The organism is Methanoculleus methanifontis, assembly GCF_030464365.1.
Taxonomy (GTDB): Archaea; Halobacteriota; Methanomicrobia; order Methanomicrobiales; family Methanoculleaceae; genus Methanoculleus; species Methanoculleus methanifontis.
Genome location: NZ_VCYI01000012.1, coordinates 1 through 26361 on the forward strand (window position 1 = coordinate 1; position 26361 = coordinate 26361).

The following is a 26361-nucleotide window of genomic DNA, read 5'->3' on the forward strand; positions in this document are numbered from 1 at the left end:
TCGACCGATGTGCGGCTTTGTTGGGGGGAGGTATTTCTGAACAATCTCCCAGAGATCATCGTCAATTTCCCGGAATGCCATGATCCCCAGTTTTATCCGAGGGGACTTATAATTATAGGATCACCTCTATCCCTCCACGTTTTTCTGATCTCACCATGAAGAGAAGACCAACAATTAATAAGGCATTTTTTTGTTTCAAGAACATACAATCACATCCGGGTGATCAGGCAGTTTCTTGCCAATGGCCGTTTGCTCAAAAAGGCCAGGATTTGACCCATTCCGCTATCTTACTTACCGCACAAAAGAGTTTTGTTTTCCCCTTTTCCGTTTCTGCCAGTTGATTTGCCATTCGATTGGAATAACAGCGCAGATCACGATTATACGTCATTCTTTCCGTCCCTTGAGCGTTTCACATACTCAGATCTCAAAAAACGGAATTGTTAGCAATTTTTCGGGAGGCTTGACGTATCGGGTGCGGAAATACCTTCGTTTTCAAAGATGAGGGACGTCTCGTGAATCATGGATGAATATCCCGGAGAATTAACACTATTTCGGCAAAAAACGCTGTAAATATCTCGGAAAAAGAAAAAAAACGCTTCCCTAACAGTTTGCGCCTTGACCGAGAGAGGTTGAAGTCGCCTGCAAGCACAGCGTGGAAAAAATCTCGATTCGCAAGGTCAGCTGGATAACCGGTCATCATCAAGACCTGGTTGCCCGGTATCCAAGGTCGTCCTAAAATGCCTCTGCCAGGACGAGACTTCTCCAATAAGGTGTTTTAACAGGGTCCGGGACATTCCCCGGGAATCCATTACAATTACAATGAATTAAACCCCCGCCCGACAAACCGATCAGGCACCTATGGCACCCATACGAGACGGCGATACCCTGCTCCTGCACTTCACCAGCACCCGTCCCGACGGCGAGGTCTTCGAGGACACCCGGTCGGGCGAGCCGGCCCGGGTCACCCTCGGGGCGAACCAGATCAATCCCCTCTTCGAGGAGGCGCTGATCGGGAAAGAGCCGGGCGAGACGGTGACCGTGGCGCTGCCCCCGGAGAAGGCCTACGGGAAGTACCGCAAGCGGCTCGTGGTCACGATAAAACGCACGAGGCTGAAACTCGACCACGAACCGGTAGTCGGGGAGTTCATCAGGGTCAGGGTGCTGGGGAAATCCTGCCTGGTGACCGTCCTCGACGTGGACGAGAAGAGGATCACCGTCGACGCGAACCACCCCCTTGCGGGAGAGACGATCACCTACGCGATCACCGTCAAGGAGATCCTCCCCCGGGACGGCTGAGCGGCTCTCCCGAACCACAGACCGCGGGACAGCACCCGCCGCGCCGGGCCGGGTGTGATCCCATCCGGCGGCATAACAGCCCTGTTTCCTCGTCCCCGCCAGGACCTGTTCCGGCTGGTATTTATGCCGTCCGGAAAGACCTTTTTTCGTGCTACCCGGTTCATCCACACGCAGCAGATCGCCTCGACGGCAGGCGATCATCGGGTTACTTGTATTCCTGATCGTCGTTCTCACCCCCATCGCACTCTCTGGATACTTCTCCCCGGACCCCGAACCGGTGCACGTCAAGATCCTCGCGGTCAACGACTTCCACGGACAACTGCCCAATGGGCAGAACCTCAACGGCGAGCCGGCCGGAAGCGCGCCGGTGCTTGCGTCGTACCTCAAATGCGCGACGGATGATGCAGGTGAGGCGGCCACGTTCATCGCGCTCCCCGGGGACGTCGTCGGGGCGTCGCCGCCCGAGTCCGGGCTGCTGCTGGACGAACCCGCCGTGCTCTTCTTCAACAGCCTCGCGGGCGACTGCCCGGAGATGATCGCGACCTTCGGCAACCACGAGTTCGACCGGGGAATGGACGAGCTGTTGCGGATGGTTCGCGGCGGGAACGGCAAGACGGCCATCACCCACCTGGCGGATCCCTACCCGGGCGCGGCAGCGGAATATGTCTCCTCGAACGTGGTCTGGAAGTCGAACGGCACCCTTCTCGCCGCCCCCTACACCATCCGCGACGCCGGCGGCGCAAAGATCGCGTTCATCGGTGCCACGACCATCGAGACGCCCTCGATCCAGAAGGCGATCAACATCGAGGAAGTCCTCTTCGAAGACGAGACCGAGTCGATCAACCGCTACGTCCCTGAGATCCAGCAGCAGGGCGTGCATGCGATCGTCGTCCTCCTCCACGAGGGCGGAGAGCAGGAGCCCTACGACGGCCCGACTCGGGAGGGGGAGAACGTCACCGGCAGGGTCGCCGGGATCGTCGCCGGCCTTGATGCAGACGTGGACGTCGTCCTCTCCGGCCACACCCATCTCTTCACCAACGCCTACCTGGAGAACGCCGGCGGAAATCCGGTGCTGGTGACACAGGCGTACAGTTACAGCAGGGCGTTTTCCGACGTCGAGATCGTCATCGATCCCATCACCGGCGATGTCACCCGTGCGTCGGCGCGGATCGTCCCGGCGTACAAAAACGGCATCAGACCCGACCCGGAGACGCTGTCACTGCTTGAGGCCTGCGAAGTGGCGGTCGAACCGCTGACAGGCCGGGTTATAACGACTACGTCTGCAGAGATCACGCGGTCACAGACCGACGCCGGCGAATCCGCGCTCGGCAACCTCGTTGCCGACGGCCAGCGGGCAGCGATGAACGCCGATATCGCGTTCATTACCACCGGCTCACTCCGGGCGGAGATCGCGAAAGGGAACGTCACCTGGGGCGACCTTTATGCGGTGCAGCCGTTCTCTTCGACCGTGTTCTCGATGGCCCTGACGGGAGAACAGGTCCGGGACGCGCTGGAACGGCAGTGGGAGGCCCCGCTGCCGCCTCACAACCTCGCCGTATCGGGGTTAACGTACTCTTTCGACGAGAGAAAGCCCGTGGGCCACAGGATCGTCGAGGTCAGAGTGAACGGCACCGCGCTCGACCCGAACGCGAGGTATACGGCAGCGATGGTCGATTTCCTCGCGACCGGCGGTGACCGGTATACCGTCTTTGAGAACGGAACGGATATCGTCAACGGACCGTTCGACATCGACGCACTGGTCGCGTACATGGAGTCCCTTTCAGAGCCGGTGGAGATGGAGCCGGAGGGGAGGATCGCGAAGGTCGCGTGAAAGGGTCGCCAGCCTGCCCAATCTATAAATAACGCCTCTTCCCATGAGCCCCCCGGAGGTCATCTGACATGCCCGAATTTGCCCAACCGTTCTCCGGGAACCGTATGGAACGCAAACTGGACAGGGGAGAACTCATCCGGACAATCCGGTTCTCGATCGCCGCCGAGTATGAGGCGATCCAGTTCTACAACCAGATCGCAGAATCGACCGACGATCCGCTGGTCCAGAAGGTGATGCGCGATATCGCGGACGAGGAGAAAGAGCATGCAGGAGAGTTCCTGCGACTTCTCCGGGAGATTGAGCCCGGCGAAGAGGAGTTCTACCAGCACGGCTACGAAGAAGTCGAGGAGATGATCGAGGAGTTGAAGAAAGGCGGGAAGTGATTCCGGCGGGAATTTGTGGGGGTTGCCGGCGATCGCATCCGGCGCCGGCAACCCCGCCCGTCAGGGCCGGCCGTCACGGCGCTTCCCGCAAATGCATACACTCAGATACGACTTCGAGTGAAACTTCAGCGATGGAGCCTCATGGGGCGCTACGACATCGTCATCTTCGACGAGATCCCCTGGTAGGGGCGCGGTCCTTGAGGCGCATACGGTGCTCCACGCCGACGATCCGGACGACCTGGACTTCTGGCTGTATCGCCAGCGTGCCGTCTGGCGCGACATGAAGCGCCGGCAGATGTCGGTCTCGCACGGCGATCTGCTCCACCGCATCCGGTTGTGACCGCCTCCGCTACTCCGGGGGCACCCCGGCCACGCCGTTTACCGGCAGAGAGAAGACGATGGCTCCGGCATCGGTATGCGGCCCTGCCCGGGTGGCGATCGCTTCCATGATGCCGCACTTTGACTCGCTCCCGGTGAGAATCAGGATCAGATCCTTCTCGGGCAGGATGGGCGCCCCAAAGAACTCCTCCATGTTCTCGAAATCGATACCGCGTGCCGGGATGATGGTCCCTCCCGTAGCGTTCGCGCTCTTCGCCGCCTCCATCACAACGTCCGAGAAACCCTGGTTTGCAACCGCTATGACCAGATCGTGACGCATACTCAGTTCCATGGATCGTCTGCCCTCCCCTCCCCGCGACGAGCCCCGCAGGTAATCCACTGTTCTTGCACCGCAGACGCTCCCCATGGGCACTGTAAAGGCGATGCCGCGACCGGGCCTTTCCAGTCTCAGTTCGTCGCGTATCTTCGCAAGCAGACTGTTTGACGATTCCGGGGGCATCGTGCTGATGAGGATCGTCTTCTCGGTCTCGCCCAACCCCAGATAACTCATAATTCTTGAATCCGCCGTGCCCCTTCCCCGGGTCAGGAGATTGAATGTCCCACTCTCACCCTTAAAGAGGTTCATTATCGTTTCATCCAGCTCACGGTCGAAGATGGTGATCATCACCACCAACGGCCCGCCCGCTGAGGTCTCATCCAGCATTCCCGTCCCCGTTTCTCACAGGTCGATGATTTCTACATCCTCTATATCAAAGGTTGCCCTCTTCGCCGTGGCTCTGGCCCGCCGCACCTTCATCCTGTAGAACAACCCCATCACCTGCACGGTGATCAGCGGCACCATGGCCACCACGGCAATGATCCCGAAGGCTTCGGTCAACACGTTGCCGCCCAGAGCTTCGGAAACCCCCATGGTAAACGGAAGCAGGAATGCGACCACCATGGTGCCTGCGGCAATGCCACCGGAATCAAACGCGATTGCAATGAAGATCTGGGGCGCAAATAATGTCAGTGCCAGGGCAACAGCATAGCCCGGCAACAGGAACAGCCAGATCTCAATGCCAGTCAGGACGCGAACCATGACGAGCATCAGCGCGACTCCTACGCTTACAGAGAGGCCCAGCATCATGATCCGGCGTGAGATCGCGCCGTGAGTGATCTCATCGATCTGGTTGACGAGGATCTGCACAGGGGGTTCCGCAGCAACGATGAAAAAGCCGATGACGGCACCGAGCGGGACCAGGATCCAGTTGTACGGCAGAGACGAGAGGGCATGGCCCAGGTATGTTCCGGCAGGTACGAAACCTATGTTCACTCCGGTCAGAAAGACCGTCAGCCCGAAGAGGATGTAGACGATCCCCACGCCGATCCGGATCAACTGGGTTCTGGGGAGTTTCAGGCGCACCACCTGGTATATCCCAAAGATTACCACGATGGGTAGCAGAATCAGCGAGACTTCCCCGAAGAACTGGAACAGCCCTCCGGCATACAGGCTCGCGAGTTCTGCCGTGCCGCTCACCGTGGCGGCGGATTCAGAGGCGTGGCCGGTACCGGCGGGGTCAAAGAACAAACCCATTATCAGGACCGCGAGAATCGGCCCAATTGAACAGATGGCGGTGAGCCCGAAGCTGTCTTCAGACCTCTTCTCCCCGCGGACCGCTGAGATGCCGGCCCCCATTGCAAGGATAAAGGGCACGGTGATGGCGCCTACAGTAACCCCGCTCGAATCAAAGGCTACGGCCAGATAGTCCAGCCCGGTGAGCGTGGCCAGGATAAGGACCAGGGAGTACAGGACGACGAACATATACGATAGCCGGACCTGGAAGAGGATCCGGAGCACGGCGAGGACCAGAAAGATACCCACACCGAAGGCCACCGTGGTCACAAAAATGGGATCGGGCACGGCGGCGATCTGCCGGCTCAGTACCTGCAGGTCAGGCTCTGCGACCGTTAAGACCGCCCCCAGCATGAAACAGGTGAGGATGATCAGCCGGACGTTGCGAGATTCGGTCAGTTTTGAACCTATCAACTCCCCCATCGGCATCACGGCCACATCAGCACCAAGCGTGAAGGCACTCATGCCGACAATGAGCATAACGGCGCCTGTTGCAAAGAGCATCAGCGTCCCCGGGGGCATGGGAGCCAGGGTTAGATGGAGCAGTAAGACGATGCCGAAGATCGGCAGAACCGATCGCAGCGACTCCTTGAGTTTTTCAAGCAGAACGTGTGACATCATCTCCACTCCGTCGAATCGTTGCGGCTCGGTACACCGGGCCCGACCGAAACGCATCTCCTCTCCGGCAAATCTGGCATATAACATTGGGCAGCGTGGCCTGAGGTCGGGTGCCGACCTGTTCTGGCTTCTGCCCCGGCTCAGAGGCCTGACGGGACGCCCGGCCGTTCTCGCGGGATGTCGCGGGTGAGGAAATGGAGCACGGCATAGCGAGTTCTATCGGCACGGCTATGGGGGATAATGGAGGAATTGAAGGCCGGGAAGTGATCTCCCCTTCCCGTCACCTGATCCTGCAGGACTCGTCGTAGGATTTTTTACAGTCCGGGCAGAGTGTCCGGGCTTTCTCGAGGTCAGGGTAGTTCTCTTCGGTGATCTCGTCGCAGGCCGCCCCGCAGATCTCGCACCAGTACTCCTTTGTTTCCTCTTTCTCTTCGCCCTTTATGCTGCGCTTTGTCATGTTACTCTCCCTCCAGGCGGGTGCCTGCTCTCCTTCATCGGGGATATGCTTTCGGGTCGGCCCACTGCACCGCCCCGGTAAGGCTGCTTCCCGTCTCCCAGAACCGCTCCTGAACCGCTTGATCGAGGGCGAGAGACGACGGTTGGGTCCACCGGGTCTCCTCGAAGTATCCGCCGTTCATCGTCCCGGTGTCGGGGGAGGTTGCGAGGTACGTCTCCACCTCCGCCCCATGTTCCGGCGAACCGCCTTCGTTCCCGCCGCGGGTGTAGGCCCGGAGGAGTTTTGTGTTGATCACCCCCGGGTGGAGGGAGTTCGCCGTCACCCCTGTCCCCTCGAGCATCCGGGCGAGCTGAGCAGTGAAGGCGATGACGCCTACTTTCGATACAGCGTAGACATCGTAGGGATCGTAGTTCGGGAATCCCGGGAGGTTTCTCCAGTCGATCGACCCCACGCTCCGGTGAGCGATCGACGCGACGTTGACGATCCGTGCCGGGGCGCTTCTCATGAGAAGCGGAAGGAGTTCGTGGGTGAGCAGGAACTGTGAAAGAAAGTTCACGGCGAACGTCGTCTCGATCCCACCGGGAGCGACCTCACGCTCCGGCATAAAGACCCCGGCGTTGTTGACGAGAACGTCGAGCCGGTCGTACGTCCCGGTAATCTCCTCCGCGAGATTTCTGACCCGTTCCTGCACCGAAAGGTCGGTGATGAAGAGATCGAGCAGGTCAGAGCCGGTGGCGGCCTCCAGTTCCGCGAGGACGCTCTGGCCTTTCTCAGGGTCTCTGCCGTGGAGCAGCACGCGGTGGCCCTGGCGGGAGAACGCGTGTGCGGCCGCCTTCCCGATACCGTCGGTCGAGCCCGTGACAAGGATGGTCTGCTCTGCCATATGCAGCCCGGGTGTATCCCCCTCCCTATTTGAACATGGCGGTGCGCAGTATTGGTGCGCCCCACGGCAGGCCTTCCGCCCTGACGCACCACAATAGGGGCAGCTGATCAGTCTTCGGTGCGTCAAGAATCAAAAAGGTGATATGTTGCACCACAAACCTATACTGCATGGTGCGATACTCGATCACGATGGATGACGACCTCGTGAAAGCGATCGACAGGATACGTGAATACCAGGGCATGTCCCGGTCGGAATGGCTCAACGACCTCTGCACGAAGTACCTCAACGGTGCGTCCGCGAAAGGCGTCCAGACCGCGGTTCCGGCGGGGGTACAGCCCGCAAACGTCCGGGAGCCGAACATGACCGACTACGAGGCCGCCTGTGCCAACTTCAGGATCGATGTCCCTGAATATTTTAACTTCGGCTACGACGTCATCGACCGGTGGGCCGAGACCGACCGGAACAAACTGGCGATGATCTGGGTTGACCAGGAAGGAAACGAGCGGAAGTACACTTTCCGTGATCTTCGGTATCTCTCCAACGGTGCCGCGAACATCCTCCTCAAGTACGGCATCAAGAAAGGCGACCGGGTCATGCTGATGCTCCCGCGGATCCCGGAATGGTGGATCTTTGTTGTTGCGCTCATCAAACTTGGTGCGGTCTTCTGCCCCTGCCCGACGATGCTGACCCCGAAAGACATCAAATACCGCGTGCAGGCCGGCAAGTTCCGGATGATCATCACGAACGCCGAGAACGCCGAGAAGGTCGACGAGGTCGCCGACGCCTGCCCGCTGCTCGACACCCTCTTCCTCGCGGACGGGGAGCGGGAGGGCTGGGCGAGCTACCCGCACGAGCTCGAGTACCCCGCACCGGTATCGCACCACACGGTCAGCATGCCGGTCGCGAAGAAGACGAGATCGACCGACCCGATGCTGATCTACTTCACCTCGGGCACCACCGGCGAGGCCAAGATGGTGCTGCACAACCAGAGTTACCCGCTCGGGCACATCATCACCGCCTCGCTCTGGCAGGACGTCACGGAGAACGACCTGCACCTGACGTTTTCGGACACCGGGTGGGCGAAGTGCGCCTGGGGCAAGATATTCGGCCAGTGGATCGCCGGATCCTGTATTTTCGTCTACGATATCCGGGGGAAGTTCGGCGCGACCGAACTCCTGCCGCTGCTGGAGAGGTATGAGGTGACCACGTTCTGCGCACCGCCAACAGTCTACCGGATGCTGATCCTCGCCGACCTTGACAAGTTCGACTTCCGTGACCTGCGGCACTGCTGCAGCGCCGGGGAACCGCTCAACCCCGAAGTGATCCGCGTCTGGGAGGACGGCACCGAGCAGACCATCTACGAGGGATACGGCCAGACGGAGACCGTTTGCTGCATCGCGACGTTCCCGTGCATGCAGCATAAACCCGGGTCCATGGGGAGACCCGCTCCGGGCTGGCAGATCGAGCTCCACGACGACGACGGCAACCCGGTCGGCCGCGGTGAGGAAGGGCGGATCGCGGTCAAACTCGACCCCCGACCGGCCGGGCTCTTCGTGGAGTACCTGGACAACCCCGAGGCGAACCAGGAGTCGTTCCAGAACGGGTATTACTACACCGGCGACAAGGCACGTATGGACGAGGACGGCTACTTCTGGTTCATCGGAAGGAGCGACGATGTCATCAAGTCGTCCGGCTACCGGATCGGGCCGTTCGAGGTCGAGAGTGCCCTCATGGAGCACCCGGCCGTGCAGGAATCGGCGGTCGTCGGGTCGCCTGACCTCATCCGCGGGATGGTCGTCAAGGCGTTCATCGTCTTAAAGCCCGGATATCAGCCCTCCGAATCGCTGGTCAAGGAACTCCAGGCCCATGTCCGGAACACCACCGCCCCGTACAAGTACCCGAGAGCGATCGAGTTCGTGGAGTCGCTCCCGAAGACGATATCCGGCAAGATCCAGAGGAATGTGCTGCGGGAGCAGGAACTGCAGAAGAGCAATAATGGGAGCTGAGCGGGGTTCCCTCTGTTTTTTTTATGGGTTTGATGGTGTGCAGGCTCGCATCGTATAGACTGACTCAAGGGAGTTCGGACACCGCGAGGTGTGGCAAGCAGAGCGGCTGAATTGAGGAACATATCACAGCGCAGTGGACGGTGGGGACATCGCACGCACTGCCCCTGCCCCTCTGGGGCGACTGAGGAGGCCGGAGGCCGGGTGGGGTGGGGTTTGTACGCTTACAGGTAGAGACAGGGGAGGGGGGATGCTCCCCCCTCCCCGTCAGCCCCACCCCCAATGGCGATATCCCCTCGGAATCCGTGTCCGGGGCGCACCCAAAGCGCACACATGAGTGCCCCCGATGTGAGTGCCGGTGATCTGTCCGAACCGAAACTCAATTACCGTCACGTACGACGCCAACCCCCGCTGCACCGCTCACCAAACAACCGCACCACCCCATCAGGGTTAAAAAAGCGGAAACCCCCTAGCAAACCCGCTCGATAAAATTCTCAAGAATCTTCAGCCCCACCGCACTGCTCTTTTCCGGGTGGAACTGGACGCCGTAGGTGAACCCGGCGTTGACCGCCGAGGCGAAGGGATGGATGTAGGTGGTGCTCGCGATGGTGTTCGTCGGTGCGGCAGCCGCGTAGTAGGAGTGGACGAAGTAGACGTACTCCTCCTCGTGAAGCCCGTCAAAGAGCGGGTTTTCGGGATCGATATTGATGGTGTTCCAGCCCATGTGGGGAACCTTCTCCCCGCCGGCCGGGACGAACCGCTTCACATCGCCCGGCACGAGGCCGAGCCCCCGGTGGATGCCGTGCTCTTCGCTTGAGTCCATGAGCATCTGCATCCCGAGGCAGATCCCGAGGAGCGGCGTCTCGTTCGCGGCGGAAAGAACGGTCCCTGCGAGGCCGCCGAGCATCTCCATCCCGTCCCGGAACGCCCCTACGCCGGGGAGGACGATGCCGTCGGCGGACGCTATTTCCTCCGGGTCAGCCGTGACCGCCGGTGCCGCTCCCGCCCGCTCGAGACCCCGGAGAACGCTTCGCAGGTTGCCGAGGCCGTAATCAATTATAACTATCCTCTTCTTCATCTGCGTCTCCCCGTTTCCGCCAGAGCCCGCGCTCGATCCAGTCGCCGGGAAGCCCCCGCTCCTCCTGCCACCGGGCGAGGTTCCCGTTCCACATCTCCAGGAGTTCGGGGTGCGACTCCCCGATGATTGCAAACGTCGCAAGGTCGCTCGAAGGGCACATGAAACACCCGATGCGGTCGAGCCCCCGCTCGTAGAGGGGGTTGTAGGGCGCCTTCTCGCGTAAGATGTAGAGCCAGACGTGCATCGCCGTCCACTGCTGGATGGGGGCCGCCGAGAGTTGCTGCGGGACATGGGAGTTCTTCCAGACCCGCCGGCTCTGCATCCGCCTTACCGACTCGTACTTCCGCTGCCCGATGAACGAGAGGCATTCTCCCCAGTTCTCGTCGATCAGGCGGCCGACCGGGTGGAGTTTGCAGACCGTGCAGCACCAGCGGTTGTCGACGGCCGGCGGGCCGTTCTCCTCGAATGTCTTCCAGAACGCCTCTTCGTCGCAGATCCTGAAGACTTCGAGCCCGTAACGTTCGGCCACCGCGTCCACGTTCTCGCAGGTCTCCGGGAACTCGAACCCCGTGTCCGCAAAGAGGAGCGGCACCGGCCCGAGCGCTTTTAAGACGACGAGCAGGGTCGCGAGGCTGTCCTTGCCGCCGGAGTAGGAGACCGTGGGCCTCTGCGGGTTCTGCTCCGCGACCTCGCGGATGAACCGGATGCTTCTCGCCTCATAATCCGCGAGAACCGGCTCGTTTGCCCTGACGGCATCTTCCCACGTCGCTTCTCCAGGAACACAGACCGACTGAACGTTTTTTCGCGTCCTGACGATGACTCCCCGCTTCATCGTCCCGGCGGTCGCGGCGTCGACCTTTGCCCTGCCGACACCGACGCACTCGCCGGCCTTCGTCAGGATGAAGACCTCGTCGCCTTCGGCGACGGCAGGATCGATCGAGACGAGGCCCGGTGCGAGGACGCTTGCCCCGGACTCACGGATGGACGGGATCGCGCCGTCGTCGACGACGACATACCGCTTCGTCGGCTTCAGGTAACTCGCGGCGGCCGGGCGCGGGAGGGGCTCCCAGCGGCGCTCGTCCGGGAAGTAGCGGATCGCGCCCACGACCGCCCCGCCGAGGACGATCTCGTCCATGCGGTCGTCGGCAGGAACCTTGTTTAAGAGCGCGATGTGCCCCTCCGGTATCAGCGGCGCCCCGAAATGTTCATGGAATATGCGGTTGATCCGCTCGATGTCGTCGGGGAACGCGGGCCGGGCGTCTCCCGGCGGCGTGACGGCGACCGGACGGGTGGGGGCACCGCAGGCGCAGACCCCGGAGAGCACGGGGGCATGGCATGCGTCGCACCAGCGAAGCAGGATCTTGCCGAGGTAAATGCGGGCCATTCTCATATTCGTTGGAGGGAAACGGATAAATATCTTGGTGTACTTTACATCCTTCCCGTAGCACCCTCTCCTGCGGCAAATTTGCCCCGCGAGAGGGCCACTCCTCCCCGCCGGCGATTCACCCCGCAGTACCAGGTGCCGAAACCCCGGGTAGATGTTCCGATTCGCGGGAATCCAGCGCTCCGGATGCGTTGGACGGGGCGGAGCAAACTATTAAATATATAGACTGTCCCACAATATTATCATGTTCAATCATGTAGAATTGTGCCCGGCGACCAGGTGCCGGCGCTTCAACAATTCTACGCCGGCAAACGGAGAGACCCCGGATCTACCGGGGTCTCCCGTTACGGCAATCAAGAGTATGCCCAGGTCCGGAACCGTAACCGCCGGACGGGGGATACGGGGTGAAGAAGATGCATGAGAGCAGAGGTGCAAAGATGGTATCGATGCGCGTTGCAGGAAGAACGCTACGAAAAACCGAGGTACTCGGGCTGTTCATCTTCATACTCATGGCGGTCGCCATGCTTGCGGTCGGGGCAATGCTCTTCTGCGACTGGCTCGCCGAACCCGGCTCGGCACCTGCAGGGACACCGGCCGATATCGGTCCGATACCCGGAGGCTTCGCGATTGCCGGCGCGATCCCGGTCGTGCCCCTCGTGATCGGCGTCCAGGTGGTGGGGGCGCTCACTCTCGTCGCACTCTACATACTCTCCGCTGCCGGGCGCGGAGCATAGGGCACTCCGGTGCGACCCCCTCTCCCGCTGCAGCCCGGATTTCGGGGGAAAACCCCAAATTTTGTCCAGATCCTTTCTAAAAGGACATTCAGGCTATAAAATCCATATCTCTCCCGGATAACATCAGATCTATCTCACCTCAGGAGGGAGGTGTGTCATGGCAAAGGGCAAGAAGGTCCAGGATAAGAAGCTGGAGAAGAAGGCGGAGAAGGTTCAGGACAAGGCTAAGAAGAACTGAACCGCCGGCATACCCTATTCTTTTTTTTGGTTACACTGCTCGATCTCCTCCCCCCGCTATTGCGAACGCCTGAGAGGGGCAACTCATCGCCAATTATTCTCTTGTCTCAGCGATCTCCTCCCCCCGCTATTGCGAACGCCTGAGAGGGCAGACTGCATGAAACCTCGCAATCTACAGCCTCCGCGCCGCCCCGAAGACCAGGGCGAGGACCGGCACGATCTCGAGCCTCCCCGCCCACATGACGATGATGAAGAGCCATTTTGCCGCAGGTGAGATCCCGGGGTTCACGAACCCGGTGCTGAGCCCGACGCTTGAGACCGCGGAGACGACCTCGAAGATGATGTCGGCGGAGTCGAATCCGTCCTGCGGGGCGAGGTGGAGCAGGAGGAGGGTGGCGATTGCGACCGTCAGGACGAAGAGCACGACGACAAGCATGCTCTTTGAGACCTCGTACTCCGGGAGGTGTTCGAGGATCGGCCGCCCGTCGTGCCGGAGCGGGGTGATCGTCCGCCAGCCGGTATGCAGCCTCTTAAACCACCACCGGAGCATCTCGAGGCCGAGGATGACCCGGCCGAGTTTGATACCGCCGGCGGTGCTCCCGGCCGACCCGCCGACGAGCATCAGCGCGGTGAGAATCATCACCGTCGAGCCGTACCAACTCCGCGGGTCGGCGTTCTGGAACCCGGTGCAGGTGATGCCGCTCACGGTCATGAAGATCCCCTCCCGGAGCGCTTCGACGGGGGGGAGGGCCGAGATGAACGCGAGGTCGAGGGTGACGGCGGCGCACCCGGCAAAGATGAGCGCGAAGAGAAGGATCGCCTGCCGGTCGGAGAAGAACTGGAACCTCTTTTTGTAGTAGAGCAGGAAGTAGAGTTTGAACGGCAGCGCCCCGGCGATCATGACCGGGACGACGAGCATCTCGAGCAGCGGGCTGTCGTAGTAGAGGATGCCGGCCGAATGCACCGCGAATCCGCCGGTCGATATCGCCGTCATGACGATGTTCACGGCGTCCCAGAGGGGTATGCCCGAGAGGAGGACGAGCCCGATGCCGAGGGCGGTGAGCACCAGGTATATCCGCCACATCTCGACGGCCGTGGTCACGACGCCCGGCATGAACGTCTCGGACCGCCCTTCCGAGCGGTAGAGCCGGAACCGGGTCAGGCCCGATCTGCCCGCGAGAGCGATGGTGAACGCGACGATCCCGAGTCCGCCCATCCACTGGGTCAGCGACCGCCAGAAGAGGATCGTCTTCGGCGTAGCGTCGACCGACGGGAGGAGGGAGAACCCCGTTCCCGTCCAGCCCGACATCGCTTCGAAGACGCTGTCGGTATAGGGGAGGTTGAGGCCGAATGTATACGGCAGCGCCCCGATCAGGGCGGCGGCTAGCCAGATCAGCGCGACCGCCGAGAGGGCGACGGAGAGGCGTGCCTCTCCCTCCGCCTTCGGGATGCCGGCAAGCCAGACTCCGACGATGCCGAACCCCGCCGGCGCCGAGGCCATGGGGAAAAGGATGCTCTCTTCGCCGTACCAGAGGGCGACCAGGAACGGGGAGCACGACACCAGCGCGATGAAGAGGAAGATGAGCCCGATATCGGGCGCTATGATCGCGAACTGGCTGTGTGCCGCCGGCAGCATCTTTCTTCCAGGTTCCGGGAAGAAGCGGTTTTTGTGACGGTGCATTCTCGCACCCGGTGCGGCTCGACGAGATCGCTAGCCGCACCACGGAGGTACGCGTATCGGCTATCTATATTGTGGTCATCTGCCGCGGTTGTGCCCACCCCCTCTCAACCCCAGGTGAAGGATTGTGGTACCAACCCATTTTATCAGATTAAAATTATACTAATGTCTGTATCATTCGTCCCGGCGGGTGGCGGTTCGTATCCGCACCGTGCCCATCAAACCCCCCGGGAAGCGTCGTCTGCCCGGCGAAGCCCAAGAGGCCTGCAACCGATCGGGATCCGCCGGGCGGGCACGCATCCGGGTGCCGGAACAGTTTCTGGAGTGAGATATGGAGAAGCTGCAAGAACAATCCCCGGCGGATCTTCTGGAACTACTGCAGGACGCTGCTCCCGTCCTCGACTGCCGGTCGCGGGAGAGGCTGACGGCGGGGATCGAGGCCCTGCTCAGCAAAAACCACGAACTCGCCGTCCGTGCCGCCCGTGCAGAGTTGGAACGCGATGCACTTCTTGCCGCCGTCGGCAGGCAGGGGATCGTCTACGACGCCGACGGCAGGGTGGTCGCGGCGGACCCGGGCGAGGAGAACCGGATAGCCCGGGCGCTCCTCGGAGGGCGCGACGTCTCGCTCAGCCACCCCGGCGGCGAACCGGTTCCGCCCGGCGATCTCCCCGGGCACCGGGCGCTCAGGGGAGAGAGGCTCACCTCCTGCCGGTACACCGTCCACAGTCCCGGCGGTGAGGATCTTCACGTCGTCGTATCCGCCTCGCCGATCATCATGGACGGGGCCGTTTCCGGTGCTACCGTCTCCTGGCAGGACGTCACCGGAGAGGAGCAGACCCGCCGCCGCCTCGCGGAGGCGAACACCCTGCTCGAGGGGCTCTTTGAGAACCTCGGCGATATCGTCGGCGTCCAGCTGCCGGACAGGACGATCCTGCGCTACAACCGCGCCGGCTACGAGATGCTCGGGATGACGCCGGAGGAGGTGGCGGGGCAGAAGTGCTACAACCTCATCGGGAGGACGGCGCCCTGCCCGGTCTGCGCGACGGAGCTTGCGGTCGCGAGCAGGAAGCGGGAGGTCGTGGAGAAGTTCGTGCCCGAACTCGGGCGGTACCTGGAGTGCCGCTCGAGCCCGATCTTCAATGAGAAGGGCGAATTGGCGTTCATCGTCGAGCAACTCTACGACATCACCGACCGGAAGCGCACCGAATGCGCTCTCCGCGAGAGCGAGGCGACGGCGCGTGCCCTCCTCGACGCTCCCGACGAGGTTATCGTTCTCGTCGATATGGATGGCCGGATCATCGACGCCAATGAAATGGCGACCCGGCTGTTTGCGCGGAGTCGGGAGGAACTCGTCGGCATAAATGTGCAGGAGTTCTTCTCGCCGAACCTGCCGGAGATCTGCGCGGCCCGCTTCCGCGAGGTTGCCGGGACGGGCAGGCCCGCACGGTTCGAGGACTGCCGGGATGGGCGGCTGTATGACGCCGTCCTCTACCCCGTGAGGGATGCACGCGGCGGCGTCAGCCGGATCGCGGTGATCGCGAGGGATATCACCGAGCGCAAGCAGACGGAAGATGCCCTGCGAAGCCTGACGCACGACCTGAACAACCGGGTGAACGAGCTCTCGGCGCTGTATGCGGTATCCCGCATCATCGAGCAGCCGGAGATCACGCTTGACGCGATCTTTCACGAGGTCGTTCAGTTGCTCCCTTCCGGGTGGCAGTACCCGGAGGACGCGGTCGCGAGGATCAGGGCGTTCGGGTGCGATTATAGGACGGAGGGGTTCCGGGAGACGCCCTGGCGGCAGGTATCCCCGATTGTTGTCCACGGCGAGAGGGTCGGCGTGGTGGATGTCTGCTATCTTCGCGAGAGGGGCGAGGAGGACGAAGGCCCGTTCCTCGCCGAAGAGCGGGCGCTGATCGATACCGTCGCCGGGCGGCTCGGAAGAACGATGGAGCGGTTCCAGGCGCGGGAGTTCCTCGAAAGGAGCGAGTCGCAGTTCCGGGAGATCATGCAGCAGAGTTTCGATATGATCTACACCTCCTACAACGAGGGCGGGATCGCCTACATCTCCCCGGCGGTGAACCGAATCCTCGGCTACACGCCCGAAGAACTCATCGGCAATAAGTGCCGGAACTTCGTCGCCCCCTCGTCGCTCCCCGCCTGGGAGGAGGGGCGAACGAAGATTGACCGGGGCGAGCCGGTCGAGGGGCTCGAGGTCGAGTTCCGCCGCAAAGACGGGTCGGTGGCCTACCTCGAACTGAACGAGTCCCCGATCGTCCGCGACCGGTCGGTGATCGGGGTGCACGTGGTCGGCAGGGACATCACCGAGCGGAAACAGAACGAACAACTCCGGCAGCATGCGTTTGAGCAGATCGAACGGAACATCGAGCAGTTCGCAATCCTCGGCGACCATATCCGCCAGCCGCTCCAGGTGATCCTCGGGATGAGCGAGCTGCTCGACGAAGGGGCGACTACGGGGAGGATCCGGGAGCAGGTCGACCGGATCAACAGTTATATCGTGAAACTCGACCAGGGCTGGATCGAGTCGCGGCAAGTCAGGGAGTTCCTCCGGAAGCACGAACTGGCGTGAGGGGGTTTCGCAGACTCGTGGTTCAGCTGGAAACCGATCCCGGTTTTCTCCGTCTCCGGACACCGATCTTCGTCGGGCAGTGCCGTGACTCCGCTGGTGCTTTCCCGGACAGATCGAACACATTATATGGTGATGTGCCGTACTCCGCCACTATATGCATTTGAACCGCCTGAACAAACCGGCCGCGCATTGGCGGGCTAATTCGGCTCAGCTTTTTCTTAAGGCACTCCTGAGGGATGTATCATGTGCGTTGCACAAACCAGACAGGATGAACTGCTGACCCTGCTGCAGAACCCTGCTACCGGAAATCCGCTTGCCTTTGAAGGCGATGCGATGATAGATACGGTAACAAGCGAGCGCTTCGCGGTCAGGAACGGGATACCGGTGATCCTCCGCAAAGACGATGTCTTCGGGTGGAACAGGACGCAGCAGAGAAATTACGACCTTTTTAGTCTTGTTTATGACCTTATTTACACATTCAATGTCTGGAATGTCCAGCAGTGGCTGGATGAGATTGCCGGGATCATGGAGGTTGAGTCCGGCGATCGTGTCCTGGAGACCTCTGTTGGAACCGGTCAGCAAATCCGAAACCTGTATGAACATGGGGTGGAGGGCCGTTTTTTCGGAAACGACATCACATACGGGCAGTTGAATAAGTGCAGAAAAAACATCGGGAAGTGGGGAATCGATGTGGGGCTGGTCCAGGGAAACGCAGAAGCGCTCCCGTTTAACGACGAACTCTTTGACGTGGTATTTCACATCGGCAGCATCAATGTATTTAATGACAAGAGAACGGCTATCCATGAGATGATTCGTGTCGCAAAACCCGGTGCGAACCTGTATGTCGCTGATGAATCGGTGAAATTCAAAGAGCAATCGACCTTCTTTGGCCCGCTTATGCCGGAACCAGAACCGGGGGTCTATGATCCTCCCATCGGGCTCATCCCAGACGGTATGTTCGATGTTACGACCAGGGACCTCTGGGATGGGAAGTTCTGGATGGTTTCGTTCCGAAAGCCGTGAGGTGCTCGTTGTACCGTGTTCCCTGCACCGGGGTGGTCCTGTGCCCCCTCTTAGACGGCCTGCACCACTCCGTGTGAGCCGGTGGACAGTTCGGTTCCCCTGCTGGTAGCCGGCGATCAGCCCCGACGCTCCCCGTGACGTCCCGACTGCCGGCGTGCTTCCATCTCCTTCAGCTCTTTTTGAAACCAGAATCTTTATCTCGCGGGGTTGAAGGGGCGGAGCGGGAAGACCCCGGTCTTTAGGCCGGGGATGAAAGCGGAGCCCCTTCGCCATACGATTATAGGAACACATTTATCACTGTAAGTGTGATCAATGTTTGTAATGTTGCAAGCCTACAAGTATCGGATGTATCCAACTCAAGCGCAGATCCAACTGCTCATGAGACATATCCACGCTTGTCGGTTTGTGTACAACCACTCATTGGAACAAAAGATCCGAGCGTATGAGCAGAACGGACAACGGTTATCATGTTTCGATCTGAACAGCCAACTTCCCACACTCAAGACGGAGTATCCGTGGTTAGCCGACGTCAACTCACAGTCGCTCCAGTACGCGAACCGGAATCTTGATAATGCCTTCACTCGGTTCTTCCGTGAGAAGAAGGGATTTCCGAAGTTCAAGTCGAAGAAAAATCCGGTACAGTCGTTTCAGGTACCACAACACTACCGTGTAGAGTTTGAGTCTAACCGGGTCAAACTGCCGAAGATCGGTGACGTTAAGACGAAGTTGCATCGTGTGTTCGCCGGGAAGATGAAATATGCAACGGTTTCGGTGACATCGACCGGAAAGTGGTTCATCAGCATTTTAGTTGATGACGAATGGGTTGAACCGACTCCGGTACCATTCACATCTGAAACGACGATCGGGATCGATGTTGGCTTGCCAGACTTTGCAACCTTCTCGACTGGCGAGAAGATTGAGAATCCCCGGTACCTGAAAGACTCTCTCCAGCGTCTGAAGGTATTGCAGCGGCGGGTGTCCCGGAAGATAAAAGGATCGAAGAACCGGCAGAAGGCGATCCTGAACCTTGCAAGATGCCATGAGAAGGTAGCAAATCAGCGCAACGATTTCCTACACAAACTTTCCTATCAAGTTGTGAGCGAGAACCAAGCCATCGCAGTAGAATCGTTAAACGTTGCTGGAATGCAGAAGAACCATAAACTGGCACGGAGCATCAACGATGTATCGTGGAGCACCTTCTTCACAATGCTGGACTACAAATGCCGGAAATATGGGAAGACTCTCCTGAAGATCGGGCAATTCGATCCATCTTCAAAAATTTGCAACTGCTGCGGATACATAAACCGGGATCTGAAACTCTCGGATCGGGAATGGACGTGCCCCGATTGCGGTACCGTCCACGATCGAGATATTAACGCAGCGATCAATATCAAGAAGTTTGCCGTGCAAGAGCAGAATCTTGTCGGTGTATGACAGGTGCGGAACGCGCCGAAGGGCCTGTGGACTCACTTCCGTTGGGAGGGGGGATGAAGCAGGAAGCCCCGCCCTTTAGGGCGGGGTAGTTCACGCGATAACGTTGTCCATCGCGTTTTCCTTGCAGCCGCACCGCCACCACCCCGCCGGCCCCGTAGACCGTCATCCGGGTCGCGTAGTACAGTAATCCCCGATCTCGGGGATGCAGAATTGTGAGTATGCGGGGGAAGGGATTCGAACCCTTGAACTCCTTCGAGACTGGACCCTAAATCCAGCGCCTTTGACCAGGCTCGGCAACCCCCGCCTGCATATAGTATCGGTGCCCGGAACATTATAATTGCTCCCCGCCGCCCGGTGCGCGGGCCCGCCGCCCCGGGTGCGGGAACTGCGGTACCGCCCGCACCAACCCTCGATCCCAAAAAAACCCCTGCATCTTCTATGATCCGCAATCTGAGACGCAAAAAGAGCCCACACATATTCGCAGAAAAATATATGCTGCGCAATATACATTACATAACATACAAAACTAACCGGAGGCTGTCATGCCGGAGGCGCGCCTGAGGCGCATTTCGGTAAAATAACGCCTGAAATGTTAACAACAAAACCTTTATTGAATAGATTGACCGTATTTTCCTTTAGTTGAAATAAAATGCTGGGCCAACTCCTCCATATTCTGGCGGCAGCGATCGTCAGCTGGATACTCTTCGTAACCGTCGATGTGTTCTTCCGGTTGCCGGAAGCGGGGGGTGTCAGCGGAGCTTCTGCCATCGCACGGGATATCGAGGCCGGCGGCGGCGCTCTTAGTGGCGGCACCATGATGGGGAACATCGTCTGCTCCCCCGACGCCTCGGCAGGGACGCTCCTTGCCGCCTGCGGCGTCTACGTCGCCGGAATCCCCGGCGGGCTCGTCGCAGCCGCGCTTGTCTTCATCGGCAACCGCATCTGCCACGACCCCGGCTACGCCGGAACCACCGGCGCGGTTCTCGCCACGTTCGTCGTCTACGGCTTCACCCAGGTCGGGTTCGCCGCAACGGACTTCATCGCGGGGATGGTGATCGCCATCCTCACCATCCAGGGGCTCTCCCACGCCCACGCGAGCCGGCTTCTTGCACGACTCTGGAGGGTTCGGCAGTGATCGCGCTCTATCTCGTGGCCGCGATTGCGGTCTTTGCCGCGATCAGGGCCACCGTCGAGAAGAACACGGGGAGAAAGCTCCCCTACGTGAACGTCATGAACTTCGCCGTCGCGGGAGCAATCGTCCTGCTGCTCGACCACCCGCTCGCCCTCGTCGCGGCCGCGGCCTACTTCGTCGGCTCGACGCTTGAGGCGAACGCCATAGCGAGCACGTATGCGGGGGGTGAGCGGCGTGGATGACATTCTCGTGATCCTCTTCGCGGCCGTGGCGCTCATCGGGGCGGTGAGTGCCCACCTCCAGCGGGACCGTTTCGGCAAGCTGATCGCCGTCGGGATCATCTTCGGCGGCATCGCGCCGTTTATCGCCGCCCGCGGCTACCTGGACGTCCTCATCGCCGTCAGCCTGATTGTCCCCGTCACCACGATCATCATACTGCTGATCTGCAGGAGGGATGCCCATGACGCCTGAGTTCGTCCTCGGTTGCATCATCCTCATCGTCGGGGTGATCGCCGCCGGGTTCCCGCGCCCGATGACCTACCTCGGGAGGCTGATCAGCCTCGAGATCCCCGCGTTCGGCCTCCTCCTGATCATGCTCGCTTACGACGAGATGCTCGCCCTGCTGACGTTCATCGGGGTTACGGCGATCTCGACCTTTGTCCTCGTCCGGGCCATCGAACGCAAGGAGGCCGCACCATGACGCCGAACCAGTCGATCATCACCCGGATATCAGCGATAATCTCACGGGTCGAGAACCTCACCGCGCTGTATGCGCTCCTTGCAATCGTCGTCGTCGTGCTCGGCCTCGTCACCCTGCCGTTCATCGCCTACCAGGACGACCAGCTCTACGAAAAGACCCTCGACCCCGCGAGCACCCTCGACCCCTACGACCGGGGCGGCGTGCCCTTCGGGACGACCCCCGTGAAGGCGCAGTACCCGGAAAACTCACCCTACGCCGGTTACGTGACCGCTTACCTGACACCGTTCAGCCAGTGGCTCGCCGACACCACCCACCATATGGGGACAACGATCGTCGCTCACCCGGGCGGCATCCTCGACGAGATCCTCTACAATACCCGGGGGCTGGATACCGTCGTCGAGACGAGCATCCTCTTCGTGGCGTTCGGGATCGCGAGTTACCTCTTCAGGAGGGATGACTGATGGAGATTGCCTACCCGGTCGGCCTGGTCGTCTTCGCGGCCGCGATCATCATCGGGTTTACCGCCCTCGTCCGGGAGAAGGACGACCTGCACCGGATCCTCCTCACCGACCTCGCGGAGATCCTCGCCCTCGTCCTGATCGCGCTCGTCGCCACCGACCTCGCCGAGGCGCTCATCCTCCCGGGGCTCGTTGTCGGGATATCCGAACTGATGGCCGTCTCGGAGGTTTACATCGCGAAAGAAGGGCTCCGGGCACCACAGGAACCGCCGTTCCGGATCGAGGTGATGGACAGTGCTCCGGGCATCCTCGCGCTGATTCTGGTCGCCTACGGCATCGTCCTCTCGGGATTCACCGGCGGCGTGATCGCCGCGGTCGGCGCGGTTTTCTACTTCATGTGCCGGGGGCACATCGAGCAGTTTGAACTGATCGAGACCGTGAGCGGCTACGCGTGGGCGTTCTGGATAGGAGCGTTCTTCATCTTCATGTTCCTTCCTGGATACTGGTTCTTCGCGGTGATGATCGCCGGAGGCGCGATCCTCATCAAGGTGATGGCAAAGATGTCCCTCGTCGGGACGATGCGCGGAGGTGGTCCGGATGTTTGATCTCCCCACGACGAACATCGGCGGGCCGGAACTCTTCGTGCTGGAGTTCGGCGACATCGTCGCCTACTTCAGCCCCTACACCGCGGCGCTTTTCGTCTTCGCCCTCATCTTCACGGTGCTCGCCATCGTAAGCCGCCCGGAGCGGCAGGTGGACTTCGCGTTCGGCGGCGACGCCTACTACACGAAAGAGGTCGAGGCGAACCTCCTGCGGTTCCAGCGGTTCATGGCGATCGCCTGCGGGCTCGCCACGCTCGGGGCGATGGTGACCGGAGACGTCTTCAACTTCACCCTCTTCGCTTCGCTGGTGGGGATCACGAACATCGGCATCGTTGCGGCCTACCGGAACCGGCACGTCCTGAACGCTGCGTTCCAGTATGGCATTGTCGTGATGCTCGCCACGGTCCCGCTTTTTGGGGGTGCAGCGATCGTCCTCGCCAGCACCGGCACGCTGAGCATGTGGGAACTCTTCACCGGCGCGGTGGCGGTCCCCCTCTTCGCGAAGGCGTTCCTGGTGCTCGGCGTCATGGGAGAGGGCATGGCGCCGTTTTACATTGCAAAGGCGGAGATCACGAGGGCGCAGGGAGCGCCGTTCGTCCTGATGGTCCACGTCAGTTCGCTCCTCCTCTTCCTGCGCGTAATAGAGATCGTCCTATCGATGTGATGAACTATGAAGAAACAGACTGCACTGATTGTCGGGCTTGCCGCGGCGGGCATCTCAGCAGCGACCGGGCTGCTTGCCGCTCTCGGATACCTCCCGGTATGGGCTGCCGAACTCGTCGCGGTCGTCATGTTCCCTGCCTTCGTCATCTTCATCGCACTGTGGTGGAACGCAAAACCCGGAGAAGAAGATATCCCGTTCATAGGATACTGACATGATCGAATACCTGCTCTTTGCCACCTTCATCGGCCTGCTCTTCCACGGCATACACCGGAAAGTCATCGCGAGAATCCAGGGGCGGCCGGGGCCGCCGATCTGGCAGGAGATCCTGCACACCCTGAAGTTCTCCTTCAAGGAGACCTGGATACCGAAGACAGCCAGCCATGCGCTCTTCATCGGGATCGTCGTCGTGGCGATCGGCATCTGGAGCGCAGCCCTCTTCCTCCTCCTCTCGGGAGGGAGCATCCTCCTCCTCTTTGCGGTCTACCTTCTTCATAAGATCGTGGAGCACGGGATGGGGCTCTCGACGGGCTCGCCGTACACGAAGTTCGGGGCTATACGGTCGGTTATCTCGGCAGCGTCGGAGCTGCCGCTCCTCGTCACCGTCGTCGCGATCTACTTCTTCACCCACTCGCTCTCGATCGCGGATATCGCGGCCTACCAGGAGGTTCACGGCCCGCTCCTCATCATCGCGTTCCCGGCGGCCGTGGCGATGTATCTCGTGATCCTCTCCAAGATGCACTACGGCCCCTTCTCGATCATCGAGGCGAAGGAGATCGTGAGCGGGAACATGACCGAGCACTTCGGGGTCTGGCGCGCCGCGCTCGAGGTGGCGTACGCCCTCAAGACCTACGTGCTCCTCTACGCGTTTGTCCTCATCTTCATCGGCTCGCTGCCGCTTGCCCTGACGCTGCTCGCGATGCTCATCGTCCTGGTATCGCTCTCGTTCGTCTGCGCCGTCACGCCCATGCTCTCGCCCTACGACACCGTGACGGTGCAGAGCCTGGTGACGGGCGCGCTCGTCATCTACATCATCATTCTCGGGGTGATCATGGGATGAACGCGTTACGGCTACTGATCACGGCAGGAGCGGCCTTTTACATAGCGATATTCCTCGTCCAGGTTGTGCAGGACGGGAGCCTGGCCGGCCAGGCACTGGCGGGAGTCGTCCTGCTTGCCGTCGTCGCGGCCCTCACCTGGATGCACGACGAACTCGCCCTGAAACGCTACGAGACGGCGCTGCTCTGGGTGATGGTGCTCGGATTCCTCACCTACGCGGCGGCGAACGCAGCGGGGGTGCTTGCATGAAGTTCCTTTATGAAAAAGACCTCCGGCAGATGAAGTACAATATCCTGACAAGCACACGGCACGACGAGACCGTCCGGGCGATTGCACAGCATCTCGGGGTGAGCAATGCAAAGCTGCGCATGGTGCTGATCCGCCGGCTCGATATGTCCCTGCTCGAGAACCTCGGGTCGCGGTGGGAGATGGGACTGCAGCACGCGGACGACGGCGATCCTCTGGCGGAAGAACTCGGGTACGAACTCTTCACCCGGTTCATACCCCTCGTTGATACAGAAACAATGCAGACAATCTATGCGGATACAACAGCGATGACACAGGATATGCCCTTCAATGACGCGATCGCGAGAGGAAAAGAACGGATCCGGGAGGCGGTCCTCTCATGAGCATCCTCCAGGATATCAAGAACGCCGTCCGGTCGAGGTCGATCCACGTCGCTTATGTCGACGTCGGGTCGTGCAACGGCTGCGACATCGAGGTGCTCGCCTGCCTCGCGCCGCGCTACGACATCGAGCAGTACGGGATCTACGTCCACAACAACCCCCGGGAGGCCGACGTCCTCCTGGTGATCGGCTCGGTCACCCCACAGTGGGTAGACAAGCTCCGCGACATCTGGGACAAGATCCCGGAGCCGAAAGTGGCCGTTGCCATCGGGAACTGCCCGATATCGGGGTGCGTCTATGCCCGTAGGGGTACCTTGACGAGCCCGCCCGTCGAGAAGTACATACCCATAGCCGCACAGGTGCCGGGCTGCCCGCCCCGCCCGACGGAGATCTTAAACGCCATACTCTCGGTCGCGCCGCTGATATACAAGGATTACGAGGAAAAACAGTTATGAAGAAGAGCGTCGACGTATCCATCCCGCTTGGCCCGATGCACCCCTGCTGGAAGGAGCCCGTCCGCCTCAAGTGTGAGACGGCGGGCGAGCGGGTGCTCAAGACCGAGATGGAACTCGGTTACATGAAGAAGGGGATTGAGCGGATCATGCGCGGCCGGCCCTGGCAAGAGGTGATGTTCCTCGCCGAACGGGTCTGCGGCATCTGCTCGGTCATCCACAACATGGTCTTCATCGAGACGATGGAAGAGATCAGTGATATCGCGGTTCCGCCGCGGGCGGCCTACCTCCGGGTCGTCGTCAACGAACTCGACAGGATGGCAAGTCATCTCATCGCGAACTTCTCCTACTGCTACACGATCGAGCACGAGACGCTCGCGATGTATCTCCTGAATACCCGGGAGATAGTGCTCGACAACCTGGAGCGGATCACGGGTTCGAGGATTAACACCGCTTACATGATCCCGGGAGGGGTTCGGTTCGACCTCCTGCCGGAAGACGCCGCAGCGATGCTCGCCGACCTCGTGAAGGTAGAGGAGGAGATGAAGCGGTACGTCCGGATCTTCGAGACCGGCCCGCTGATTGCGCTTCGGAGCAAGGGGATCGGGTTCATGAGCCATGAGGAGGCGATCCGCGCCCACACCGTCGGGCCCACCGCCCGAGCGAGCGGTGTCGAGGACTCCGACCTCCGTCTCCGCCACCCGACCTACCGGGCGCTCGGATTTACCCAGATTACCCGGACAGAGGGCGACAACTTCGCCCGGAACATGGTCAGGTTCCAGGAGGTTTTCCAGAGCATCGACCTGATCCGCAAGTGTATAGAAACCCTTCCCGAAGGCCCCATCCGGGGTGGCGGCCTCTGCAAAGCGGGGGAGACCTCGTATGCCGGCGAAGCTCCCCGGGGCGAGCTGACCTACACCATAAAGACCGACGAATACGGCAGGGTGGTTGATATAGCAATCAGGACGCCGTCAATCATGAACATCGAGGCCTGCGCCCACACGATGATCAAGGGTGCCACGTCGATCGCCGACGTGACGTCGACGTTCATCAGCAGCGACCCCTGCGTCGCATGCAACGAGAGGTGAAGG

General features: G+C 60.7%; 29 protein-coding genes and 1 tRNA gene. 22 read left to right on the forward strand and 8 right to left on the reverse strand.

The window, feature by feature from the left end; translation table 11 throughout:
• Window positions 1–858: 858 nt before the first annotated feature.
• The 4 genes from FGW20_RS09395 (at window position 859) to FGW20_RS09410 (ending at window position 3850) form a co-directional block, all read left to right on the forward strand.
• Window positions 859–1296, forward strand: coding sequence for an FKBP-type peptidyl-prolyl cis-trans isomerase (locus tag FGW20_RS09395; RefSeq protein WP_301677832.1), 438 nt, complete (start codon window positions 859–861; stop codon window positions 1294–1296).
• Window positions 1297–1444: 148 nt separating this feature from the next.
• On the forward strand, window positions 1445–3127 hold the full coding sequence (locus tag FGW20_RS09400; protein WP_301677833.1) for a bifunctional metallophosphatase/5'-nucleotidase: 1683 nt from the start codon (window positions 1445–1447) through the stop codon (window positions 3125–3127).
• A 68-nt stretch (window positions 3128–3195) separates the two neighbouring features.
• Window positions 3196–3510 (forward strand): encapsulin nanocompartment ferritin-likeEncB family encapsulin nanocompartment ferritin-like cargo protein cargo protein, encoded by a 315-nt coding sequence (encB, locus tag FGW20_RS09405; RefSeq protein WP_496197198.1) that lies wholly within the window; start codon window positions 3196–3198, stop codon window positions 3508–3510.
• A 211-nt stretch (window positions 3511–3721) separates the two neighbouring features.
• Complete coding sequence (locus tag FGW20_RS09410) at window positions 3722–3850, forward strand: hypothetical protein (RefSeq protein ID WP_301677835.1); 129 nt, start codon at window positions 3722–3724, stop codon at window positions 3848–3850.
• 9 nt (window positions 3851–3859) lie between these two features.
• Here the strand turns inward: FGW20_RS09410 and FGW20_RS09415 are convergent, their stop codons facing one another.
• The 4 genes from FGW20_RS09415 to FGW20_RS09430 form a co-directional block, all read right to left on the reverse strand.
• A complete protein-coding gene (locus tag FGW20_RS09415; RefSeq protein ID WP_301677836.1) occupies window positions 3860–4552 on the reverse strand; it encodes a hypothetical protein in 693 nt (230 codons plus the stop codon).
• 15 nt (window positions 4553–4567) lie between these two features.
• The gene (locus tag FGW20_RS09420) at window positions 4568–6082 is read right to left on the reverse strand and encodes a DUF1538 domain-containing protein (RefSeq protein WP_301677837.1); all 1515 of its coding nucleotides are present in this window, start codon (window positions 6080–6082) and stop codon (window positions 4568–4570) included.
• Between the two features lie 277 nt (window positions 6083–6359).
• A complete protein-coding gene (locus tag FGW20_RS09425) occupies window positions 6360–6536 on the reverse strand; it encodes a hypothetical protein (protein WP_301677838.1) in 177 nt (58 codons plus the stop codon).
• A 34-nt stretch (window positions 6537–6570) separates the two neighbouring features.
• On the reverse strand, window positions 6571–7419 hold the full coding sequence (locus FGW20_RS09430) for an SDR family NAD(P)-dependent oxidoreductase (protein WP_301677839.1): 849 nt from the start codon (window positions 7417–7419) through the stop codon (window positions 6571–6573).
• 167 nt (window positions 7420–7586) lie between these two features.
• On the opposite strand from FGW20_RS09430, the gene FGW20_RS09435 reads away from it, so the two are divergent.
• Window positions 7587–9425 (forward strand): AMP-binding protein, encoded by a 1839-nt coding sequence (locus FGW20_RS09435; RefSeq protein WP_301677840.1) that lies wholly within the window; start codon window positions 7587–7589, stop codon window positions 9423–9425.
• A gap of 466 nt (window positions 9426–9891) precedes the next feature.
• Here FGW20_RS09435 and hisH read toward each other — a convergent pair whose 3' ends face one another.
• Together hisH and FGW20_RS09445 are read right to left on the reverse strand one after the other, a co-directional pair.
• Window positions 9892–10500, reverse strand: coding sequence for an imidazole glycerol phosphate synthase subunit HisH (gene hisH / locus FGW20_RS09440; RefSeq protein WP_301677841.1), 609 nt, complete (start codon window positions 10498–10500; stop codon window positions 9892–9894).
• Window positions 10475–11884 carry a phosphoadenosine phosphosulfate reductase domain-containing protein gene (locus FGW20_RS09445; RefSeq protein WP_301677842.1) on the reverse strand — a complete coding sequence of 470 codons (1410 nt, stop codon included), beginning with the start codon at window positions 11882–11884 and terminating at the stop codon, window positions 10475–10477. Before FGW20_RS09445 ends, hisH begins: the two co-directional genes overlap by 26 nt.
• Before the next feature lie 413 nt (window positions 11885–12297).
• Here FGW20_RS09445 and FGW20_RS09450 point away from each other — a divergent pair, with 413 nt between their 5' ends.
• Complete coding sequence (locus FGW20_RS09450) at window positions 12298–12618, forward strand: Na(+)/H(+) antiporter subunit B (protein WP_301677843.1); 321 nt, start codon at window positions 12298–12300, stop codon at window positions 12616–12618.
• Between the two features lie 409 nt (window positions 12619–13027).
• Here FGW20_RS09450 and FGW20_RS09455 read toward each other — a convergent pair whose 3' ends face one another.
• On the reverse strand, window positions 13028–14536 hold the full coding sequence (locus FGW20_RS09455) for a TrkH family potassium uptake protein (RefSeq protein WP_301677844.1): 1509 nt from the start codon (window positions 14534–14536) through the stop codon (window positions 13028–13030).
• 328 nt (window positions 14537–14864) lie between these two features.
• On the opposite strand from FGW20_RS09455, the gene FGW20_RS09460 reads away from it, so the two are divergent.
• The 3 genes from FGW20_RS09460 to tnpB all read left to right on the forward strand — a co-directional run bounded on the left by FGW20_RS09460 (window position 14865) and on the right by tnpB (window position 19580).
• On the forward strand, window positions 14865–17123 hold the full coding sequence (locus tag FGW20_RS09460; protein ID WP_301677845.1) for a PAS domain S-box protein: 2259 nt from the start codon (window positions 14865–14867) through the stop codon (window positions 17121–17123).
• 243 nt (window positions 17124–17366) lie between these two features.
• Complete coding sequence (locus tag FGW20_RS09465; RefSeq protein ID WP_301677846.1) at window positions 17367–18146, forward strand: class I SAM-dependent methyltransferase; 780 nt, start codon at window positions 17367–17369, stop codon at window positions 18144–18146.
• Window positions 18147–18467: 321 nt separating this feature from the next.
• Window positions 18468–19580 (forward strand): IS200/IS605 family element RNA-guided endonuclease TnpB, encoded by a 1113-nt coding sequence (gene tnpB / locus FGW20_RS09470; RefSeq protein ID WP_301677847.1) that lies wholly within the window; start codon window positions 18468–18470, stop codon window positions 19578–19580.
• Window positions 19581–19799: 219 nt separating this feature from the next.
• On the opposite strand, the gene FGW20_RS09475 is transcribed toward tnpB, so the two are convergent.
• Window positions 19800–19884 (reverse strand) — tRNA-Leu (locus FGW20_RS09475).
• A 345-nt stretch (window positions 19885–20229) separates the two neighbouring features.
• Between FGW20_RS09475 and ehaB the strand changes: the two genes are divergently transcribed.
• The 13 genes from ehaB to FGW20_RS09540 are packed head-to-tail and all read left to right on the forward strand — an operon-like array spanning window position 20230 to window position 26358.
• Entirely contained in the window at window positions 20230–20715 is a 486-nt protein-coding gene (gene ehaB / locus FGW20_RS09480; protein ID WP_301677848.1) for a [NiFe]-hydrogenase-3-type subunit EhaB, read from the forward strand.
• Window positions 20712–20954 (forward strand): EhaC family protein, encoded by a 243-nt coding sequence (locus tag FGW20_RS09485; RefSeq protein WP_301677849.1) that lies wholly within the window; start codon window positions 20712–20714, stop codon window positions 20952–20954. Before ehaB ends, FGW20_RS09485 begins: the two co-directional genes overlap by 4 nt.
• On the forward strand, window positions 20947–21183 hold the full coding sequence (locus FGW20_RS09490) for an EhaD family protein (protein ID WP_301677850.1): 237 nt from the start codon (window positions 20947–20949) through the stop codon (window positions 21181–21183). The genes FGW20_RS09485 and FGW20_RS09490 overlap by 8 nt, the downstream gene beginning before the upstream one ends.
• Window positions 21173–21412 carry an EhaE family protein gene (locus FGW20_RS09495; RefSeq protein WP_301677851.1) on the forward strand — a complete coding sequence of 80 codons (240 nt, stop codon included), beginning with the start codon at window positions 21173–21175 and terminating at the stop codon, window positions 21410–21412. The genes FGW20_RS09490 and FGW20_RS09495 overlap by 11 nt, the downstream gene beginning before the upstream one ends.
• Window positions 21409–21873, forward strand: coding sequence for an EhaF family protein (locus FGW20_RS09500; protein ID WP_301677852.1), 465 nt, complete (start codon window positions 21409–21411; stop codon window positions 21871–21873). Before FGW20_RS09495 ends, FGW20_RS09500 begins: the two co-directional genes overlap by 4 nt.
• Window positions 21873–22475, forward strand: coding sequence for an EhaG family protein (locus FGW20_RS09505; protein WP_301677853.1), 603 nt, complete (start codon window positions 21873–21875; stop codon window positions 22473–22475). Before FGW20_RS09500 ends, FGW20_RS09505 begins: the two co-directional genes overlap by 1 nt.
• Entirely contained in the window at window positions 22468–23136 is a 669-nt protein-coding gene (locus tag FGW20_RS09510; protein ID WP_301677854.1) for a hypothetical protein, read from the forward strand. Before FGW20_RS09505 ends, FGW20_RS09510 begins: the two co-directional genes overlap by 8 nt.
• Window positions 23137–23142: 6 nt before the next feature.
• Window positions 23143–23346, forward strand: coding sequence for a hypothetical protein (locus FGW20_RS09515; protein WP_301677855.1), 204 nt, complete (start codon window positions 23143–23145; stop codon window positions 23344–23346).
• Window position 23347: 1 nt separating this feature from the next.
• Window positions 23348–24193 (forward strand): respiratory chain complex I subunit 1 family protein, encoded by an 846-nt coding sequence (locus FGW20_RS09520; RefSeq protein ID WP_301677856.1) that lies wholly within the window; start codon window positions 23348–23350, stop codon window positions 24191–24193.
• Window positions 24190–24441, forward strand: a complete 252-nt coding sequence (locus tag FGW20_RS09525) for a hypothetical protein (RefSeq protein ID WP_301677857.1) — start codon at window positions 24190–24192, stop codon at window positions 24439–24441. Before FGW20_RS09520 ends, FGW20_RS09525 begins: the two co-directional genes overlap by 4 nt.
• Window positions 24438–24821: an EhaM family protein gene (locus FGW20_RS09530; protein ID WP_301677858.1), complete on the forward strand. Its 384-nt coding sequence runs from the start codon at window positions 24438–24440 to the stop codon at window positions 24819–24821. Before FGW20_RS09525 ends, FGW20_RS09530 begins: the two co-directional genes overlap by 4 nt.
• Window positions 24818–25273, forward strand: coding sequence for an NADH-quinone oxidoreductase subunit B family protein (locus FGW20_RS09535; RefSeq protein WP_301677859.1), 456 nt, complete (start codon window positions 24818–24820; stop codon window positions 25271–25273). Before FGW20_RS09530 ends, FGW20_RS09535 begins: the two co-directional genes overlap by 4 nt.
• Complete coding sequence (locus tag FGW20_RS09540; RefSeq protein WP_301677860.1) at window positions 25270–26358, forward strand: hydrogenase large subunit; 1089 nt, start codon at window positions 25270–25272, stop codon at window positions 26356–26358. The genes FGW20_RS09535 and FGW20_RS09540 overlap by 4 nt, the downstream gene beginning before the upstream one ends.
• The last annotated feature ends 3 nt before the right edge of the window (window positions 26359–26361 follow it).